The 16,167-nt window shown below is 69.3% G+C and carries 20 protein-coding genes and 2 pseudogenes; 12 read left to right on the top strand and 10 right to left on the bottom strand.

Features of this window, described 5'->3' with window-relative positions:
- Both PV682_RS43285 and PV682_RS43280 read left to right on the top strand, forming a co-directional pair.
- Nucleotides 1-160: pseudogene (locus tag PV682_RS43285) on the top strand (IS5/IS1182 family transposase); the annotation flags it as partial.
- Nucleotides 161-271: 111 nt separating this feature from the next.
- On the top strand, nt 272-736 hold the full coding sequence (locus tag PV682_RS43280; RefSeq protein ID WP_319738325.1) for a cupin domain-containing protein: 465 nt from the start codon (nt 272-274) through the stop codon (nt 734-736).
- A 91-nt stretch (nt 737-827) separates the two neighbouring features.
- On the opposite strand, the gene PV682_RS43275 is transcribed toward PV682_RS43280, so the two are convergent.
- From PV682_RS43275 to PV682_RS44500, 4 genes are read right to left on the bottom strand one after another with little or no spacing between them, the layout of a single operon-like run.
- Nucleotides 828-989, bottom strand: coding sequence for a hypothetical protein (locus PV682_RS43275; protein ID WP_319738324.1), 162 nt, complete (start codon nt 987-989; stop codon nt 828-830).
- On the bottom strand, nt 974-1,210 hold the full coding sequence (locus tag PV682_RS44505; RefSeq protein ID WP_407705843.1) for a hypothetical protein: 237 nt from the start codon (nt 1,208-1,210) through the stop codon (nt 974-976). The genes PV682_RS43275 and PV682_RS44505 overlap by 16 nt, the downstream gene beginning before the upstream one ends.
- 26 nt (nt 1,211-1,236) lie before the next feature.
- Nucleotides 1,237-1,428 carry an IS3 family transposase gene (locus PV682_RS43270; protein WP_319738323.1) on the bottom strand — a complete coding sequence of 64 codons (192 nt, stop codon included), beginning with the start codon at nt 1,426-1,428 and terminating at the stop codon, nt 1,237-1,239.
- Nucleotides 1,419-1,883 carry a transposase gene (locus PV682_RS44500; RefSeq protein WP_407705842.1) on the bottom strand — a complete coding sequence of 155 codons (465 nt, stop codon included), beginning with the start codon at nt 1,881-1,883 and terminating at the stop codon, nt 1,419-1,421. The genes PV682_RS43270 and PV682_RS44500 overlap by 10 nt, the downstream gene beginning before the upstream one ends.
- A gap of 1 nt (nt 1,884) precedes the next feature.
- Here PV682_RS44500 and PV682_RS43265 point away from each other — a divergent pair, with 1 nt between their 5' ends.
- Nucleotides 1,885-2,082 (top strand): hypothetical protein, encoded by a 198-nt coding sequence (locus PV682_RS43265; protein WP_319738322.1) that lies wholly within the window; start codon nt 1,885-1,887, stop codon nt 2,080-2,082.
- A gap of 428 nt (nt 2,083-2,510) precedes the next feature.
- Here PV682_RS43265 and PV682_RS43260 read toward each other — a convergent pair whose 3' ends face one another.
- Nucleotides 2,511-3,179: an SGNH/GDSL hydrolase family protein gene (locus PV682_RS43260; protein WP_319738321.1), complete on the bottom strand. Its 669-nt coding sequence runs from the start codon at nt 3,177-3,179 to the stop codon at nt 2,511-2,513.
- A gap of 747 nt (nt 3,180-3,926) precedes the next feature.
- On the opposite strand from PV682_RS43260, the gene PV682_RS43255 reads away from it, so the two are divergent.
- Nucleotides 3,927-5,363: a carboxylesterase family protein gene (locus PV682_RS43255; RefSeq protein WP_319738319.1), complete on the top strand. Its 1,437-nt coding sequence runs from the start codon at nt 3,927-3,929 to the stop codon at nt 5,361-5,363.
- Between the two features lie 58 nt (nt 5,364-5,421).
- The gene (locus PV682_RS43250) at nt 5,422-6,444 is read left to right on the top strand and encodes an alcohol dehydrogenase catalytic domain-containing protein (RefSeq protein WP_319738318.1); all 1,023 of its coding nucleotides are present in this window, start codon (nt 5,422-5,424) and stop codon (nt 6,442-6,444) included.
- Between the two features lie 85 nt (nt 6,445-6,529).
- On the opposite strand, the gene PV682_RS43245 is transcribed toward PV682_RS43250, so the two are convergent.
- Complete coding sequence (locus PV682_RS43245) at nt 6,530-7,153, bottom strand: TetR family transcriptional regulator (RefSeq protein WP_319738317.1); 624 nt, start codon at nt 7,151-7,153, stop codon at nt 6,530-6,532.
- Between the two features lie 67 nt (nt 7,154-7,220).
- Between PV682_RS43245 and PV682_RS43240 the strand changes: the two are divergent.
- A pseudogene (locus tag PV682_RS43240) lies at nt 7,221-7,849 on the top strand (aldo/keto reductase).
- Between the two features lie 54 nt (nt 7,850-7,903).
- On the opposite strand, the gene PV682_RS43235 reads toward PV682_RS43240, so the two are convergent.
- Nucleotides 7,904-8,842 (bottom strand): helix-turn-helix domain-containing protein, encoded by a 939-nt coding sequence (locus PV682_RS43235; protein WP_319738316.1) that lies wholly within the window; start codon nt 8,840-8,842, stop codon nt 7,904-7,906.
- 129 nt (nt 8,843-8,971) lie between these two features.
- Here PV682_RS43235 and PV682_RS43230 point away from each other — a divergent pair, with 129 nt between their 5' ends.
- The 4 genes from PV682_RS43230 (at nt 8,972) to PV682_RS43215 (ending at nt 11,449) form a co-directional block, all read left to right on the top strand.
- Nucleotides 8,972-9,367, top strand: a complete 396-nt coding sequence (locus PV682_RS43230; protein WP_319738315.1) for an MmcQ/YjbR family DNA-binding protein — start codon at nt 8,972-8,974, stop codon at nt 9,365-9,367.
- On the top strand, nt 9,364-9,732 hold the full coding sequence (locus PV682_RS43225; protein WP_319738312.1) for an MmcQ/YjbR family DNA-binding protein: 369 nt from the start codon (nt 9,364-9,366) through the stop codon (nt 9,730-9,732). Before PV682_RS43230 ends, PV682_RS43225 begins: the two co-directional genes overlap by 4 nt.
- 231 nt (nt 9,733-9,963) lie before the next feature.
- Nucleotides 9,964-10,725 (top strand): SDR family oxidoreductase, encoded by a 762-nt coding sequence (locus PV682_RS43220; RefSeq protein ID WP_319738310.1) that lies wholly within the window; start codon nt 9,964-9,966, stop codon nt 10,723-10,725.
- 37 nt (nt 10,726-10,762) lie between these two features.
- Nucleotides 10,763-11,449 (top strand): TetR/AcrR family transcriptional regulator, encoded by a 687-nt coding sequence (locus tag PV682_RS43215; RefSeq protein ID WP_319738308.1) that lies wholly within the window; start codon nt 10,763-10,765, stop codon nt 11,447-11,449.
- A 388-nt stretch (nt 11,450-11,837) separates the two neighbouring features.
- Here PV682_RS43215 and PV682_RS43210 read toward each other — a convergent pair whose 3' ends face one another.
- The gene (locus tag PV682_RS43210; protein WP_319738307.1) at nt 11,838-12,500 is read right to left on the bottom strand and encodes an O-methyltransferase; all 663 of its coding nucleotides are present in this window, start codon (nt 12,498-12,500) and stop codon (nt 11,838-11,840) included.
- A gap of 70 nt (nt 12,501-12,570) precedes the next feature.
- On the opposite strand from PV682_RS43210, the gene PV682_RS43205 reads away from it, so the two are divergent.
- On the top strand, nt 12,571-13,230 hold the full coding sequence (locus PV682_RS43205) for a TetR/AcrR family transcriptional regulator (protein WP_319738305.1): 660 nt from the start codon (nt 12,571-12,573) through the stop codon (nt 13,228-13,230).
- Nucleotides 13,231-13,738: 508 nt separating this feature from the next.
- On the opposite strand, the gene PV682_RS43200 is transcribed toward PV682_RS43205, so the two are convergent.
- On the bottom strand, nt 13,739-14,278 hold the full coding sequence (locus PV682_RS43200) for a DUF6875 domain-containing protein (RefSeq protein ID WP_319738303.1): 540 nt from the start codon (nt 14,276-14,278) through the stop codon (nt 13,739-13,741).
- Nucleotides 14,275-14,673, bottom strand: a complete 399-nt coding sequence (locus PV682_RS43195; RefSeq protein WP_319738301.1) for a hypothetical protein — start codon at nt 14,671-14,673, stop codon at nt 14,275-14,277. Before PV682_RS43195 ends, PV682_RS43200 begins: the two co-directional genes overlap by 4 nt.
- A 310-nt stretch (nt 14,674-14,983) precedes the next feature.
- Here PV682_RS43195 and PV682_RS43190 point away from each other — a divergent pair, with 310 nt between their 5' ends.
- Nucleotides 14,984-16,021 (top strand): hypothetical protein, encoded by a 1,038-nt coding sequence (locus tag PV682_RS43190; RefSeq protein ID WP_319738299.1) that lies wholly within the window; start codon nt 14,984-14,986, stop codon nt 16,019-16,021.
- Nucleotides 16,022-16,167 lie beyond the last annotated feature (146 nt).

Raw genomic sequence — 16,167 nt, 5'->3', positions numbered from 1 at the left:
GGGCAAACTCCGTTACGTCGTCGAGCAGACCTTCGCCCTGCTCCATCAGTTCAAGCGCCTCGCCGTCCGCTGGGAACGCCGAACCGAACTCCACGACGCCTTCGTCTCGTTGGCCTGCGCTCTGATCTGCTGGAGACGCCTCAAGAAACACCGATCATGATCGTGTTACGAGCTCTCAGCGCAAGCAATGATTGAAGCGTAAATTAAACAGGTTTTCCGGTGGCCCACGACGGCCTGGCCATCCCGCATGCACAGCAGAGGAGGACTCCCAATGAGCATTGCGCTCGTGCGCAACCCGGGCGAAGGCACCCTCTACCGCTACTACAACAGCGTCCAGGAGCAGGTCGTGTCGACCTCCGAGACGCAAGGAGTGGTCAGCGTCCTGCGACTGACCATGCGCCAGGCGGACGCGCCGCCCCTGCACAGCCACAGCCGCGAGGACGAAAGCTGGGTGGTCCTGTCCGGCCGCGTCCGGTTCTGGGTCGGATCGGCCTCACTCGACGAGTGCGACGTCCATGACGCCGAGCCGGGTGCCTATGTCTTCGGCCCCCGGCTGGTTCCCCACACATTCCAGTCGCTCACCACGACGGCGGACGTGCTGGTGATCAACAACCCTGGCGCTATCGAGGGCTACTTCCGGTCGATCGGCCCCGCCGACGCGCGTCATGACATGGACCACGCGGACATGCTGGCCCAGTACGGGGTGACACTCCTGGGCGGCCCGCCGCACGCCTGACCACTCCAGGCCAACGCCGTCCTCGCGCGAGCCGGACCTACGGATGTCCCGCCTGTCCGGGGGCAAGGTGGCCAACCATTCATCCCGCGATTCAGTCATCGCAGCAGCATGTCCAGCACGGCCAAGCACACCGGCCCTCGTTGTACCGCGTGACCCACTGGAAGATTGCCCGCTCGACCTGGCCGCCGTCCTTCCAGAGGCCCTGCATCTCGATCAGCTCGGCCTTGAAGGTGCCGTTCAACGCCTCGGCCATCGCGTTGTCGTACGAGTCCGCGACAGAGCCGACCGACGCTGAGGCGCCGATGCCGGACAGTCGGTCGGTATACCGAACGGACGCGTATCGGGTAACCCGCGGTCGCTGTGATGAATGAGGCCGGAGCTCTTCTTGATCCGGCGTGTCCACAACCCCATCTCCAGGGCGTCCAGCGGGAGTTCGGTTCGCATGTGGCCGGCGACCTGCCAGCCGACGATCATCCGTGAGTGCACGTCCAGGACAAACGTCATATACGCCAGCCCGACCAGGTGCGGACATACGTCATGTCGGCCACCCGCAGTTCGATGCCCAGCTCAGTCATCAGTCGCTCAACGGTGCAGCGGGCCACGTCCACGCCCTTTCGCCCGAGGGCGCGGGTGATCCGCCGGGCGCCGTAGGTGCCGTCCGACTCCGTGTGGATCTCCCCGATCAGCGGCATGAGCTGTTCACCGCGTAGCCGGCGGGCCGACTTCGGCCGCTTCTTGCGGGCGAAGTGCGTCGACGGCGACAGCGCCAGGACCCGGCAGGCTGGGGGCGCCCCCTCTGGGGGAGACCGACCCCGAGGCCGCGTTCGCGCAGGTGGCCGATCACTCCCTCCCGAGGGGGCACCCCCGGCTCGGCCTCGTCCGGGGACGGCCGATCTCCTGGGCAAAAAACACGCTGGCAGCCTTGAGGATCTCGTTCGCCCGCCTCAACTCCGCCTTTTCCTTGTGGAGTTGCTTCAGCTCGTCCCGCTCGCCGCGGTCCGGCCTCGGCTTGCCTGACCCAGCCGCGCAGGGCCTCCTTGTGGATGCCCAGGTCCTTCGCGGCGTGCACGACTGGGCGGCCGGCGGCCTGGACCTCACGGACCGCGCGCTCGCGGGGTTCGTCCGGGTATTTGTGGGGTGCCGCCATAGTGCTGCCGAAGCCGCCGCGTGTCTACGTCCCGAAGGGCGGCCGGCCTCCGAAGCGCGGACCGGAGTTCCGCCTGGCCAAGCCGGAGACCTGGCCCGAGCCGATGGTGGTGACCATGAACGACACGCCCCTCTACGGCAAGGCCGAGACGAGAGCGTGGGACCGCGTCCACCCTCGGCTCACCCACCGCTCGGCCTGAATCGACCTGGACGGCGAACTCCCCCTGGTCGAGGGCAAGTTGATCCGCCCCAAGGTCGATGACCTGCCCGGCGACCGCGACGCGCCGCCCGTCTGGCTGTGGTCCTCCGCGACCGGCGCCAGCCCGGACGACGTCGACGTCGTCCGGTCGTGCTACCTGCGCAGATCCGACCTTGGAGCACACATTCCGCCTGTTCAAGGAGTCCCTGAGCTGGACCTGCCCCCAGCTGCGCGTCCTGCGGGCGGTGGACCGCTGGACCTGGCCCGTCATCACCGCCCACACCCAGCTCCGCCTCGCGCTGCCGCTGGCGACCGACCAGCGCAAACCCTGGGAGAAGACCACCCGCCCCGGCATGGCACTCACCCGACCCGGGGCCGACGCGGGTTCAGGAACATCCGCCCCCCGCCTGGGGCACTGCGGCCGAGCTGTCATGCGACCAGGCGCAGCCAGGCCGCCGCGAGGGCGGCGTGACCGGCCGGCGTCGGGTGCACGCCGTCCGCAGCCCAGTACGCCGGCCCGGTCGTCGCGGCGAGCTCGGCGAACATGTCGTCGGCGGCGAGCAGATGCGCGCCGTACGTGCGGGCGAGCTTGCGCACGACCTGGATCTTCGGGTCCAGGTCGGTGCGCCATTCCCTTCGCTCGTCGTCTCCGATGAGCGCGTGACCGGCGCCGGCCTCGACGACGCCGCGGATCGGCAGAAGGAACGGCTCGATGAGGATCAGCTTCGTGCCCGCCTCGGCGAGGGGCGCGAGCAGGCGGTCGTAGCCCGCTTCGAACTCCTCCGCGGGGATCACGTACCCCTTCGGGTCCAGCGTGTGCCAGCCCATGTCGTTGACACCGACGAGGATCGACACCACGTCCGGGCGTGCGTCGAGTACGTCTGTCTGCCAGCGGGCTTCGAGGTCCATCACCTTGTGGCCCCCGATCCCGGTGTTCAGCCAGGTCACGGGCCGGTCCGGGTGCCTGAGCCCCCACTCGCCCGCGACGCGCAGCGGGTAGCCGAACCCGAGACCGTCTTCGCTCTCCAGTCGTTGGCAGTCGGTGATCGAATCGCCGGTGAACATCACGGTGCTTCCCGGTCGGATAGTGATGGTCATGTGCGCTCCTTGAACTCGGCTGAGGAAGAGGGCTTCTCGAAAGGTGCCAGACCCCACCGACATCGGACCGATATGCCGCCGACACCACGGCACTCGGCTCCGGTAGTGCGGTCGGTTCGGGAAGGGCGCGTCGGCCGGGTACAGCGACAGATCGTCGGCTCGCTGGCGGAGTGTCGGTATTCGAGAGCGGCAGTATTCGCCTGCGGTGGGCCAAGCATCACTGGATGCTGAGCAGGTCGACGATGACCATGGGCGGCAGGGCGGCAGGGCGGCCAGGGCGTCCATCATGGATGGGTGTTCCGAGCTGCGCGGGTGTCCAGAACTGCGACCGGGCAAGAGGTATCTACGCCCGGCCGTGTCGCTGTGCCGGGGCTGACAGTGTGCGGCAGATGTGAGGCGCCCCCCACTCTCTCCGGGTTCACGTACGCGCCGTAGCTCGCGGACCTGTCGGACAGATGGCGCGGCGCATCGACCACGACGACGACAACGGCGCGTTCCAGGACGCGACCCGCGGGCTGGGTTGACCGTGACCGGTGCGTATGGGCTCCGTCAGGGCTTGGGTAGCTGCGGGTGCCGCAGGTGCTGGCCGCCGCCACACGCGCAGGCTGGAGGTGTCACCTGATGACCATCAGGTGACCGCTGTTCGCACGGCAGTTTGTCGGAAGCCAGGGAATGCTTGGAGAGCGTCATCGCGAGCGATCAGCCGCCGACACGCCGCGTCAACCGCACACGAAGGAATCTCACGCCATGACCACGACCGTGCCCAAGGCTCCCACCGCACCAGGGGTGCGGTCCTGGTGGGGCATTCCGTACGCCACCGCCGAGCGGTACCGCCGCCCTGTGGTCGCGGATTTCGATCCGGAGCGCCCCTTTGACCGCAAGGGTGTCGTCTCTGTCCAGCCCGATGCCGGTGACTGGCTCGAAGCGGACAGCGGGATGGGCGAGGACTGCCTGAATCTGAACGTGTGGGCTCCCGAGCAGCCGACCGGGAAGGCGCTTCCGGCGGCCGTGTACATCCATGGCGGCGGATTCGAGTACGGCGCGAACACGCAGATCACCTCGAACGCCGCCGGTCTCGCCGCGACGGGACGCGTGGTGAGCGTGTCGGTGAACTACCGGCTCGGCGCCCTGGGCGCGCTCTCGCTGTCGCAGTACGGCGGGCGGCTCGCCGAGGCCAGCAACCTGGGCCTGCAAGATGTGATCGCCGCGCTGGCCTGGGTCGGGCAGAACATCGCCTCCTTCGGTGGCGACCCGGATGAGGTGACCGTCTTCGGCCACAGTGCCGGCGCCTACTCCACTCTCGGGCTGCTCGGGGCGTCCTCCGCGGACGGCCTGTACCGGCGGCTGGCCGGGTTCTCCGGCGCCCCCTCGCGTCTCGTCCCGGCCTGGTGGGCCGAGGAACTCGCGGAGCGGTTCGTCACCGAACTCGGTGTCGCGGGCAACCCCGACAAGCTGATTGATCTGGACGCGGCGTCCCTGGTGGCCGCCCTGCACAAGGTCTGTCCGACGGACCTGGGAGTCCGTGGCGGGATGGACAACAAGAGTCTCGGTGTCGTCCTGGACGCCGGACAGCCCGGCGGGGTGCTGCACGACCACCCCCTGGACGTCCTGGCCTCGGGCTCGCACCGAGACATCGACGTCCTTTTGAGCACGGCCAGCGACGAGATGGGCTGGTGGGTGGCGAACGACCTCGACCGGTTCGACCCGCACACCGTCGAGCGCGTCACCGACGAGTTCGCGGGGTGGCGCATTCCCCGCTCCCGCGCCAGGAAGATCGTCGACACCTACGACCAGGGTGGCCGCACCGCTGCCGAGGTCCGCGCCGCGTCCCTGACGGACTACATCTTCACGCTCCCCGCGGCCCGTGGCGCGCTGGCCCACGCCGCCGCGGGCGGCAACGCCCATCTCCTCGCGATCGGACCCGCCGAGGGCGCGCCCGCCGTGCACGGCACCGAGATGTACGCCCTGGTCGGCCAGGAAAAGCCGGGACGCAGCCCCGAACAGGCCGACCGTGACACGCGTATCCGCGACATCGTGCTCGACTTCGTCACCGGTGAACGGACCCGCCTGTGGCCCGCCGTCACGGACCGGCCCACCTCGGGCAGTGTCGGCAACCTTCCCTACGAGCCCAGCGCCCACTACCAGGAGGTCCTCAACCTGTTCGAGAACATCGCCCGCCCCTGACGGTCACCAAGTGACCCGGAACAGCGCACCAGGGGGCGAACAGAGTAAGGAACTCGACATGAGCCAACCGTCAGCAGGCGGTGACGCCGCACGGGGGACGATGCGGGCCGTCGTCGTCACCCGGCCCGGCGGCCTGGACGCACTTCAGATCAAGGATGTTCCGGTGCCCGTCCGCAAGCCCGGCTGGGTACGGATCCGGGTGAAGGCGTTCGGCGTCAACGAGTCCGAGGTCACCACCCGCAAGGGCGAGTCGGACGCGGAGGTCACCTACCCGCGTGTGCCCGGCATCGAGGGCGTCGGCGTGGTCGACGAGGCCGACGAGGCCAGTGAGCTGAGGCCGGGACAGCAGGTGGCCACGATGATGGGCGGCATGGGCCGCTCGTACGACGGCGCGTACGCCCAGTACGTGACCGTCCCCACGGCGCAGGTCATCCCGTTTGAGACCGACCTGCCGTGGGAGGTCGTCGGTGCGCTGCCGGAGATGTTCCAGACCGCCTACGGGTCGCTGACCACCGGCCTGGACCTCAAGGCCGGGCAGACGCTGCTGATCCGCGGCGGCACCTCCACGGTCGGGCTGAGCGCGGCCACGATCGCGAAGGACCTCGGAGCCACTGTGCTGTCCACCACCCGCAGCCCGGAACGGGCCGGGGAATTGCGGGCCGCGGGCGTCGACCATCCCCTCGTCGACGGCGGCGTGATCGCCGACCAGGTGAACGAGCTGATGCCGGAGGGTGTCGACGCCGTACTGGAGCTGGTGGGCTGCTCGGTCCTCGCCGACACCCTCCGTACCGTCCGCCGGCACGGCACTGTCTGCTTCACCGGAGCCCTGGCGGGCCAGTGGACGATCCCCGATTTCAGCCCGTTCATGATCCCGGGCGGGGTGCGGCTGACGTCCTACGGCGGTCAGGCAGCCGACCTCCCGGCCGATGTCTTCGCCCGCCAGCTCCAGGCCGTCGCCGCAGGACGCCTCAACGTCCCGATCGCGAAGGTCTACCACGGCCTGGCACAGGTCCGTGACGCCCAGGCCGACGTCGAGTCCGGCACCACGCCGGGCAAACACGTCGTCGTCCTGGACTGCTGAGCCCGGATTCCTCGACTTGAGCGGCAAGGGCGGTCGGCGCCGTTCGAGGAACGGTCGAGGAGGGTGGCCGCCTGTCCGGGGGACGTCAGTGCGCTCGGGGGAAAAGCCGTTCGACAGCGGTCACCACCGCGGCGCGGCGGGCGGCGGTGGTGGGGTCCACGGCGTGTGCGGCGGCGGCCTCCCTGGGTTCGGGTTGTGACGCCCAGGTCATGGCGATCTGGTTGACCAGGGCGAGGGCATCGGCCGGGTCCCAGGCGGGGTCAAGCTGTCCGGTTTGCCGCGCCTGGCGGAACTGGTCGATTTTGCGGGCGATCACTGCCTGGTCGGGATCGTCGGCAATGGCTCTGGTGCCCGGCAGCTCGAGGCGGCCCCAGGTGATCAGGCGGTGGTGGTCTGGACGGGCGACGAAGTAGTCGAACAGGCGGCCCGCGTAGCCAGGCAGGTCGGACGGGTCCATCTGGGTGGCCTCGGCGATGACGACGTACTCCCGTGCGACGACAGCCGAAGAGAGCGCGTCTTTGCCGCGGAAGTAGGCATAGACGCGTTCTTTGCTGGTCCTGGCGAGCTTGGCGATGCGGTCCACACGGGCCCCGGCGATGCCGTGGCGGGCGAACTCCTCCATGGCGGCGGTGAGGATGCGCTCGCGCGTGGTGTCACCGCCCGCTCCGGCGGGCGCTGCGGTCGGGCCGCAAACGCGGGACTGGGGCATAGCCCCCGGATAAAGCGCCGAACCGTTTGGTTTGGCAGCCGGGCGTTCCGCGCTCGGCCTGGGGATCATGGGCATGTCCATGGCCCACGGCGCCTCGAACGACGACGAGGGCATCGCGACCACCCGCCGCGCCTACGAACTCGGGATCGACTTCTTCGACACCGCCGAGCTGTACGGCGCCGGCACCGGCAGCAACGAGATCCTCCTGGACGAGGCGGTCAAGGGCTTCCGTGACGAGGTGGTCCTCGCCACCAAGTTCGGCTTCGACATGACCGCCCCGCCTTCAACAGCCGTCCGGAAAACATCCGCAAGGTTGCCGAGAACAGCCTGCGCTACCTGCGGAGCGACCACATCGACCTCTTCTACCAGCACATCTCCGACCCCGACGTTCCGGTCGAGGAGGTCGCCGGCGTGGTCGGCGAACTGTTCACCGAGGGCAAGGTGAAGTACTTCGGCAAGCCCGCCGGCGAGTACCCCGCGGACGACATGCGCAGCTGGGACGAGCGTCGGCAGGGCGAGAACTACACGTACAACGTGCACGCCACCGAACAGCTCAAGAACCTGGCCGACACCAAGGGCATCACCACCGCCCAGCTCTCGGCCGCCGATCTGGCCCGCATCGCCGAGATCCTTCCCCACGGCTTGGCAGGCAGCCGCCTCCCGGCCGCCGTACTGTCCAGCTTCACCACAGACTGACCGCTCCGGGAGCCATCGCCTCCTGACGGGCAAGGGGCCTGCGCCGCGTTTCCGTCACGCGTCGGTCCTTGCTGCACGGGCCGCGAAGGCGGCCGGGGTGAGGCCGGTGCGGTCGCGGAAGAAGCGGCCGAAGTTCGCGGGGTCGGTGAAGCCGAGGTGGACGGCCACGGCCCGGGCGTCCCACCGGGCTGTTCCCAGCAGGCGCCGGGCTTCCAGGAGGCGCCGCTCGTCGATGAGTTCGCGTACTCCCTTGCCGGCGGCATCCCGGGCGGCGCGGCTGAGGGTGCGGACCGAGCAGCCGAGCAACTCGGCGTAGTCCGCGGCTTGGTGCAGCTCGCGAAAGCGCAGCTCCAAGGCGTCCAGGAAGCGCCCGTACCGGTCGGCGCGGCCCGCGCCGGCCGAGGCCGTCCCGGTGGGGGCGATGCCCGGGGAGTTGGCCAGGCGCAGCAGCAGTGATTCGAGCAGGCTGCGCCGCAGCGCGTGGTGGATGTCGAGAGGGCGGCGCCCCAGTGCGCGGTGTTCGTCCAGGAGTTGGAGTGCCGTCTGCTGGAGCCAGGCGGTGTCGTGGGGGTGCGGGCTGAGCACGGCCGGTGCCCCGTGCGCGGTGAGTGGGGCCAGGAGACGGGCGAGGTCGGGTCGCAGTACGTCCGGTTCGAACAGGATGAACGGGCCGCGGGCGGTGCCGGGCGGATGCCAGCACTGCGCGTGTCCGGGACGCACCCACAGCCACTGGCCAGGGCCGACGGTCCGCGTGACGTGGTCGACGTCGTGCTGCAGCTCGCCCTCGGTGACGGTGATGAGGTAGTGGAAGGTGGCGCGGCCCGGACGGGGCGGGTTCCACGGCCAGTCGTCGTGGTGGGCGAAGAAGTCCTCGATGAGGCTGACCTCAAGGCCGTACGGGGTACCGACCGGGGGCTGGAAACCGTACAGCGGAACCGCGGCCGGACCGGACGCGGTTCCACTCGGATCGGGGTGTCGCCTGTCGACCATCACGTGTCCGCAGCCTACCGCCCTTCTGGGCGGCTGCGGCGGAAGGATGGGACGAGCCACCGCGCCCGCGCGGCGCGCCCTCCACATTCCTCGATGCCACAGTCCGTCACCACCTGAGGAAGGCGACACCCCATGAACGGATCTGCCCTGCACAAGACCGCCGCCGACTGCGCGGAAGAACTCCCGGGATCCCAGCTGGAGCACCCCTTCGGCCCCGACTGGGAGGTCTACAAGGTGCGCGGCAAGGTGTTCATGCTGATGACGGAAGTCCCGGGGCGGCCCGTCGTGATCCTCAAGGCGGACCCCGGAGAGGCCCACGCCCTGCGGGAGCAGTACAGCCACATCACCCCCGGCTATCACATGAACAAGAAGCACTGGATCACCGTGGAGGGCGGAGAAGGCGTCGACAAGGAGCTCGTCCGGGAGCTCGTCACCGACTCCTACCGGCTCGTCGTCGCCCAGTTGCCCAAGGCAGAGCGGCCCGTCGACCCGCACACCTATGGCACCGGCACGCGGGCGGCCCGGTGAGCGCGGCCGGTGACCGGCTTCAGGACATCGCCCGCCGGGCGGCCTTGTCCCTCCCCGGCGTGAGCCACGGCTACCCCTTCGCTCCGGGACTCGACGTATACAAGGTCGCCGGCAAGGTGTTCCTGATCGTCACCGACGACCCGCACGAACAGATCGTCACGGTCAAGTGCGAGCCCGAGCACGCGTGGGCACTGGAGCGTGGCTACGCCTCGATCACGCCGGGCCGCTATCTCGACAAGCGCCATTGGATCTCACTGGGGCCGGGACCCGGCGTCACCGAGCGGCTGATCACCGACGTGGTCGAGGATTCCTACGACCTGGCCGCCGAGCAGTTGCCGAGAGGCGACCGCCCCAGAGGCCGATGAGCCCCGCGAGATTCCTGCGGGGCCGCCGGGCTAGGGAAGACACCAACGCCCGACTGCTCACCGACGACCCGCGAGACGGCATTCGAGCCGGTGCCGGCCACCTTCCCCGGCTCAGCGGAACCACCCCCGGCCCCGATGGTAAGTGGATCGACTTGCCATCGCGAGGTGCAGGGGCTACTTTCGCATGGTGAGTCAATCGACTTACCTTCTTCTCGGCGAGGAACAGCGAACATGAATCGTCTTGCGGGCAAGCGCGCCCTCATCACCGGCGGCACGAGTGGGATCGGTCTGGAGACCGCGCGGCGTTTCGTCGCGGAGGGGGCCGAGGTGCTGGTCACCGGCGTCACCCCGGCCAGCATCGACAGGGCGCGGCAGATCCTTGGGGACAAGGTGCCGGTGGTGCAGGCCGACGCACGCGATCTCGACGCGCAGCGCGCCCTGGCCAAGCAGGTGGGTGAGCACTTCGGAGAGCTGGACGTGGCCTTCCTGAACGCCGGCGTCTCGGACTGGCGGCCGTTCGAGGCCCACACGGAGGACAGTTTCGACCGGCTCTTCGACATCAACGTCAAGAGCGTCTTCTTCCTCACCCAGGCCCTGGTGCCGGTGCTGGCCGACTCGTCCTCGGTCATCCTCAACGCGTCCAACAGCGCGCACGGCGGATACGGGAACTCGAACGCCTACGCCGCGACGAAGGCGGCCGTCTCCTCCCTGATGCGGTCGTGGAACGCGGACCTGCTCAAATCGCACGGCATCCGCTTCAACGCGGTCAGCCCCGGCCCGGTGAACACCCCGCTGTACTCCGCCGCCAAGCTCGGGATCGAGGACCCCGCGGTGCAGGCGGCGGTCGTGGAGGGGATCAGCTCCACCATCCCGCTGGAACGCATGGGCATGCCCGAGGAGGTCGCGGAGGCCGTCGTGTACCTGGCCTCGGATGCCTCGGCCTTCGTTGTGGGCCAGGACCTTATCCTGGACGGCGGCCAGACCGTCCTCTGACGGCGGGGACGCGGCCGGGGACGGGCGAGAGGCGAGTATGTCAGTGGCGGACCGAGCACAAACCGGTGACGGCACGTGCCGAACCGGGTATCACGCGCAGATCAAAGAGGAGAACCGCGCGCGCATCATCCGTGCCGCCCGCGACCTGTTCCTCGCCCGGGGATACGACAAGACCTCCCTCGCCCAGATCGCCAAGGAGGCCCGCGTCTCCACCGGCACCCTCTTCAAGCGGTACCCCACCAAGGCCGCGCTCTTCGCTGCCGTCACCTCCGAACAGTGGCAGCTGGACGTGGAGTACGCCGAACCGCCCCCGCCGGGTGACCCCCGGTACGGTCTGGACCACATCGGCCGTGACTACGCCTGCCTGGTCGCGCGCCCCGGCACCGCGGCGCTGTGCCGCCTCATCATCACCGAACTGCCCCAGATGCCCGAACTCGCCGACATCGTCGGCACCGGGTTCGCCATCGACCGCGGGCCCTTCTTCGACCGGCTCCGCGACTACCTGGACGCCGAAGCACAGGCCGGCACACTCGACTTCCGTTCCGCCGACGGACGGCCACAGTCGGCAGCCGCGGTGGCCGAACAGTTCCTCGGCATGATCTGTAGCCAGTTCCTGTGGCCCCAACTCGTACGGACCGACTTCGTCCCGCCCAACCCCACCGACGCCGCGATCGTGGACGAAGCCGTCGCCCTCATGCTCACCCGCTACAGCACCGGATCCTGATCCCCGGACCAGCCGGGTCGCTGATCGCCTATGCGCGGACCGGTTTGCGCCGGCGAGAGTGGCCCAGCGTTCGGCTGTCTTGGGGTGGATGCCGAGCAGGTCAGCGATGACCATGGTCGGCAGGTCGGCCAGGGCGTCCATCATGGCTGTGTTCCGAGCTGCGCGGGCGGGCAGACCATGGTGTCTCAGGGTGTCGGTGAGGCCGAAACATCGGCTCTGAATCCCCGCCGGACATCGTGAACATCTACTGGACTGATACCGGCCAGCAACGCAACGGACTGGCCATCGTCACTCGTGAGACAGTCCGCGACGCCGTGCAACTCCCGGTTCCCAGCCGGTTCAACTCGCGACCGATGATGGGTGTCCAGATCGGCGTGCGAGGAGGAGTCTAGAGGCGGCAGCTGATCTCCATTCCGTCCTCCACGGGGAACGTGACGCTCTGGTAGCCGTTCTGGGGGGCACGGACGTAGTCGAGGTAGGGCGCGAGGTCCTCCAGGTCGACGTCGTCGGCGACGACGAGGGTGCCGGGTGCGAGGCGTGGTTCGAGGAGGCGCAGGACGGGCAGGCACAGGTCCTTCCAGCCGTCGAGGAGGACGAAGTCCGCGGGGCCGGCGACTGCGGCGAGGGTGTCGCGGGCGTCTCCTTCGAGGACGGTGATCAGGTCGTCCAGCCCCGTCTCGGCGAACGTCCGGCGGGCGGCCGTGGCCTTGGCGGCGCTCAGTTCCGTGCTGATCACCCGCCCCGTCCCGTTGTCGCGCACCGCTGCGGCGAGATGGAGCGTGGAGATGCCGAAGGACGTGCCGAACTCGACGACGGTCGCGGGGCGGACGGCCCGGACCAGGTTGTAGAGGAGGCGGCCACCCTGGGCGGAGATCGGCATGTACACCTCCGCCTTGGCGTCCGCCTGCTCCTGGGGGCCGAGGTGCGCGAAGCCCTGGGGCCAGGCGGCCCGGATCCGCCTGCGGGTCTCGTCGTCCTGCTCGGCGGCCCGGAGCATCCGGTCAAGGGCGGTGGCGACGCGGGGGTCTTCGAGTGTGTTGGTGGGTGTCATGAACCTAGGCTAGACGCACCGTTGCGTAGCGTCTAGGGATTTTGGCCTACCCTGGCCCCAGGAGGCAGACATGGAACAAGGACGTACGGCCACCGCGACCACCGGGCCGCAACCGGCGGCACGCCACCACGGCAACAGACACGGCCGCAGCGAACAGGCCAGGCAGGCCGTGCTGGAGGCGGCCGACGACCTCCTGGTCGAGAAGGGCTTCACCGGCGTCACCATCGAGGGCATCGCCGCCCGGGCGGGCGTCGCCAAGCAGACCGTCTACCGCTGGTGGAAGACCAAGACCGACATCCTCCTGGACGCCTTCCTCCAGGACGCGGCCGAAGCCCTGACCCCGCCCGACCACGGCGACCTGGCCCCGGACCTGCGCGCCCACCTGCGCCAACTGGCCCTGTTCCTCACCCGGTCCGACGCGGGCGCCGTCTTCAAGGCCCTCATCGGGCACGCCCAGCACGATCCCGCGTTCGCCGCGGCCCTGCGCTCCAGGTACCTCGACGAACAGCGCCGACGCGACCGGCTCCCGCTGGAACGCGCGGTGGAACGCGGCCAACTCCCCGCCGGACTCGACATGGCGGCGGAGATCGACCAACTCGTGGGGCCGCTCTACCACCGCGTCCTGGTGACGGCGGAACCCGTCGACCAGGCTTTCACCGACCGCCTCGTCGAGGCGTTCCTGCACCGCGCGAACGCGACGGGCGCGGCCCACGCCGACAGACGCCTCTGAAGGCAGGCCGACGGGTGGTGCCGGCTCCGGACACCCAGCTGACCGATTCGGACGAGGTGTACGGGGTCGTCGTCGGGTTCCTGTCCCTGGTGGCGGGCACCGGCGGGACCGTCGAGCAGGTGGTCGGCCACCTGGGACGAGAGCGACGATGTACGCAAGTGCGAGAGGCTCACGTCGCTGCTCGACGCCTTCGGGGCCTAGATGCTCCCGGAGAGCAGGAGTCGGCTTGAAGAGAAGATCGGCTCCCTGGAACCCGCATGAACCGCCTTCCAGGAACCGGCGCCTCGCCAGCGCGTGCGGGTCCGCTTCGACAACGGGTTCATCCTCGACGGGGCCTACGAGGACGTCTCCGTCCCTGCCTGAGGGCGCGTCCCGGGTCAGACCGGTGGGGCCGGCGGCGGTGCTCGCGCCAGCGGGCCCACAGCTCGGCCGGGGTGCGCGGCGAAGGCGTGGGCTCGGCGAGCCACCGTTCGGCTCGGGTGAGCGGGAGGACCGGCATGAGGTACGACTACCCGCCGGTCTCCAGAGCGCACAGGGGTTCACCGCGGGGATACACCCACCACCGCGGACGGGCCGGGCGGACCGGGACGAACGAGTACGGCGGAGGCGGGATCGGCAGGTTCTTACGGTCGAGCCGTTCTTCGCCGTGGTGGAACTTGCCGATCATGAGGCCGACCGGGGCGTACAGGTGCTTCAGCGCCCAGTGCGGCCAGTCCAGGAGACGGCCGGTGTCTCCGAGGACGACGACGTTCTCGCACACCAGCGCGCCGTGCGGGCGGGCCGCGAGGGGGCGCACCCATTCCGCCGCCTGGACGCCCGCGTGGAACAGCCCCGCTTCGACGAACTCGCCGTCGTCGCTTGCGACTTCGTAGACCGTCCAGGTCGTCAGGCCACGGCGTACGGACGGCGCGAGGTAGGGGCAGTGCGCCGACACCGCGTCCACGTACCCCGCGACGTCCACCGTGCGGGGATCGGCCGTCTGCGCCTCGACGAGGCGGAGCGCCCCGGCGGGGGTCCGGGGCGCTCCTGTTCGTGGGCCGGTCGTCATCCGGCGATGGACGGCGCGACTTCGCCACCGGGAAGGGGCGTGCAGTCCCACTCCGCCCACACCTCGCCGGTCTCCCGGTAGCGCGCGAGCGCCCGCTCGTTCAGCACGCCGTCGGCGTCGGTGAACCACACCTCCGGGAGCGGGCCGAACATCTCCTCGTACGCGGCGACCCAAGTGACCCTGCCGAAGCCGGTGTTCTCGACGTGGTTGACCAGCCGGCCCGCGTGCTCGGCGCAGAACGCCGCGTACCCGGGGTCGTTCAGGAGGAGGTGCCACTCCGCGTCGACGGCAGCCGAGAACATCTCGGGTACGGGCTGATCGGTGGCGAACTGCCGGGCCGAGACCTCGAAGAACCTGCCCAGCTCGGTCCTCGCGGGGGTTTCCGCAGAAAGCACGCCGGACTCCTTTTCGTCTGACTGGATAGGGGTGCCGGGAACCGCTCGTGGGGGTTCCCGGCACTCGGCGGTGTGAACGTGGCGACGGTCTTCCGGACGGCTCGCGGCACCGCCCGGAAGATCGCCACCCCGCCGGCCAGGAACCTTTCCAGCCCGCGAGGGCCAGTGCGCGGACAAGCTGTCCGTACCGTTCAGGCGCGGGGAGCCTTGACAGGCTGTATTCGTTGGGCTTGACCAGCTGAACACCGACGCCTCTGAAGCTGGTTGATGCGGCCAGGGGCTGTCAGTGTCTGGTGGCAGGATCACCTGCATGGTTTCCGTACGTACGACTCCGCCGAGGCCCGTGGACGTGACCGCGGTCTTTCCTGAGTTGGCGCCGTTGGCGGAGCCGTGGCCGCACTGCGAAGCCTCGCACCTGCACCGGGACAGTGGGTTCCGTCAGTCGCCGGCCGACGTGCGACTCACGAGACGCATACAGGCCCGGCGGCACAGCGATCACGGTGGTCCCGGCATAACGCCCGAGGAGGAGAGACTCAAGGAGCGGAATGCCGCGATGCTCGCGAAGCGACTCGACGCCGGCCCTCCACTGCCTGCGGACTGTCCGGTTCCCATGCTGCCCGTGGCCCAGCTGTATCTACGCGACGTACCCTTGCTGAGCCCGCCCGGACAGGCCGATCTGCTCCAGGTTCTCTGGTGTCCCTACGACCACGATCCGGATTACAAGCCGTCGACCGCGTTGTTCTGGCGGTCCGCCGCCGAGGTCGTCGACATCCTCGCCGCACCGCCGGAGCCGTACGAGGTGAACTACGAGGGCTATGTGCCGGAGCCGTGCGTGCTGGCACCGGAAGCAATCACTGAGTACCCCGACAGCCTTGACCTGAGCCCGCAGATGCGGCTGATGGTGGAGGGCTGGAGCAGATGGCAGGCAGCCGGCGCCGACGTGGACAGCTCCTACGCGGACTATCCGCGGGACTTCTACGACATGCATCTGGCAGACGCGCCCGGATGGAAGGTCGGCGGCTGGCCTCCGTGGGGCCGCACCGACCCCTACCCCCGATACTGCGCTGTCTGTGATGCGCAGATGGTGCCGCTGCTGACCATTGCCTCCTTCGAGTGGGACGGCGGCGAGGGACACAGCTGGGCACCTTGTGAAGACCAGGATGCCCACGGCGGCAACACCGTTGGTCATTGCTGTGGCCAGAGCCCCTCGCAGCCGACCAAGGTCGAAGTCGGCAGTACCGACAACATGCAGATCTACGTTTGTCCGACCTCTCCCGAGCATCCGCATGCCGACCTGATCCAATGTAGCGTCGGGCCTGTCACACGTCCTCCATCACTCAGATCGTGATATCCGTCGCCGCGTCAACCCACGGGTGGTACCGGGGTGGGTCCCGGACTCTGAGGTTCCCCCGCTGCGCGAGAGATGTTGATCAGCTGGTCAGGAGGGGTTGACGGGTGTTCAGGTTCGTTGGTTCGGTCGTCGCCCGCTCGGCG

This window comes from Streptomyces niveiscabiei (assembly GCF_033794345.1).
Classification (GTDB): Bacteria; Actinomycetota; Actinomycetes; order Streptomycetales; family Streptomycetaceae; genus Streptomyces; species Streptomyces niveiscabiei.
The sequence above is the reverse complement of the archived record's forward strand: the minus strand, read 5'-3'. Positions and strand labels throughout refer to the sequence as shown.

What these genes read in the sequence shown, in the direction of transcription:
- PV682_RS43280 (WP_319738325.1), top strand. Translation starts at nt 272, where the DNA reads ATGAGCATTGCGCTCGTGCGCAACCCGGGCGAAGGCACCCTCTACCGC.
- PV682_RS43275 (WP_319738324.1), bottom strand. Translation starts at nt 989, where the DNA reads ATGGCCGAGGCGTTGAACGGCACCTTCAAGGCCGAGCTGATCGAGATG.
- PV682_RS44505 (WP_407705843.1), bottom strand. Translation starts at nt 1,210, where the DNA reads ATGATCGTCGGCTGGCAGGTCGCCGGCCACATGCGAACCGAACTCCCG.
- PV682_RS43270 (WP_319738323.1), bottom strand. Translation starts at nt 1,428, where the DNA reads ATGCCGCTGATCGGGGAGATCCACACGGAGTCGGACGGCACCTACGGC.
- PV682_RS44500 (WP_407705842.1), bottom strand. Translation starts at nt 1,883, where the DNA reads ATGGCGGCACCCCACAAATACCCGGACGAACCCCGCGAGCGCGCGGTC.
- PV682_RS43260 (WP_319738321.1), bottom strand. Translation starts at nt 3,179, where the DNA reads ATGACCATCACTATCCGACCGGGAAGCACCGTGATGTTCACCGGCGAT.
- PV682_RS43255 (WP_319738319.1), top strand. Translation starts at nt 3,927, where the DNA reads ATGACCACGACCGTGCCCAAGGCTCCCACCGCACCAGGGGTGCGGTCC.
- PV682_RS43250 (WP_319738318.1), top strand. Translation starts at nt 5,422, where the DNA reads ATGAGCCAACCGTCAGCAGGCGGTGACGCCGCACGGGGGACGATGCGG.
- PV682_RS43245 (WP_319738317.1), bottom strand. Translation starts at nt 7,153, where the DNA reads ATGCCCCAGTCCCGCGTTTGCGGCCCGACCGCAGCGCCCGCCGGAGCG.
- PV682_RS43230 (WP_319738315.1), top strand. Translation starts at nt 8,972, where the DNA reads ATGAACGGATCTGCCCTGCACAAGACCGCCGCCGACTGCGCGGAAGAA.
- PV682_RS43220 (WP_319738310.1), top strand. Translation starts at nt 9,964, where the DNA reads ATGAATCGTCTTGCGGGCAAGCGCGCCCTCATCACCGGCGGCACGAGT.
- PV682_RS43215 (WP_319738308.1), top strand. Translation starts at nt 10,763, where the DNA reads ATGTCAGTGGCGGACCGAGCACAAACCGGTGACGGCACGTGCCGAACC.
- PV682_RS43210 (WP_319738307.1), bottom strand. Translation starts at nt 12,500, where the DNA reads ATGACACCCACCAACACACTCGAAGACCCCCGCGTCGCCACCGCCCTT.
- PV682_RS43205 (WP_319738305.1), top strand. Translation starts at nt 12,571, where the DNA reads ATGGAACAAGGACGTACGGCCACCGCGACCACCGGGCCGCAACCGGCG.
- PV682_RS43200 (WP_319738303.1), bottom strand. Translation starts at nt 14,278, where the DNA reads ATGACGACCGGCCCACGAACAGGAGCGCCCCGGACCCCCGCCGGGGCG.
- PV682_RS43190 (WP_319738299.1), top strand. Translation starts at nt 14,984, where the DNA reads ATGGTTTCCGTACGTACGACTCCGCCGAGGCCCGTGGACGTGACCGCG.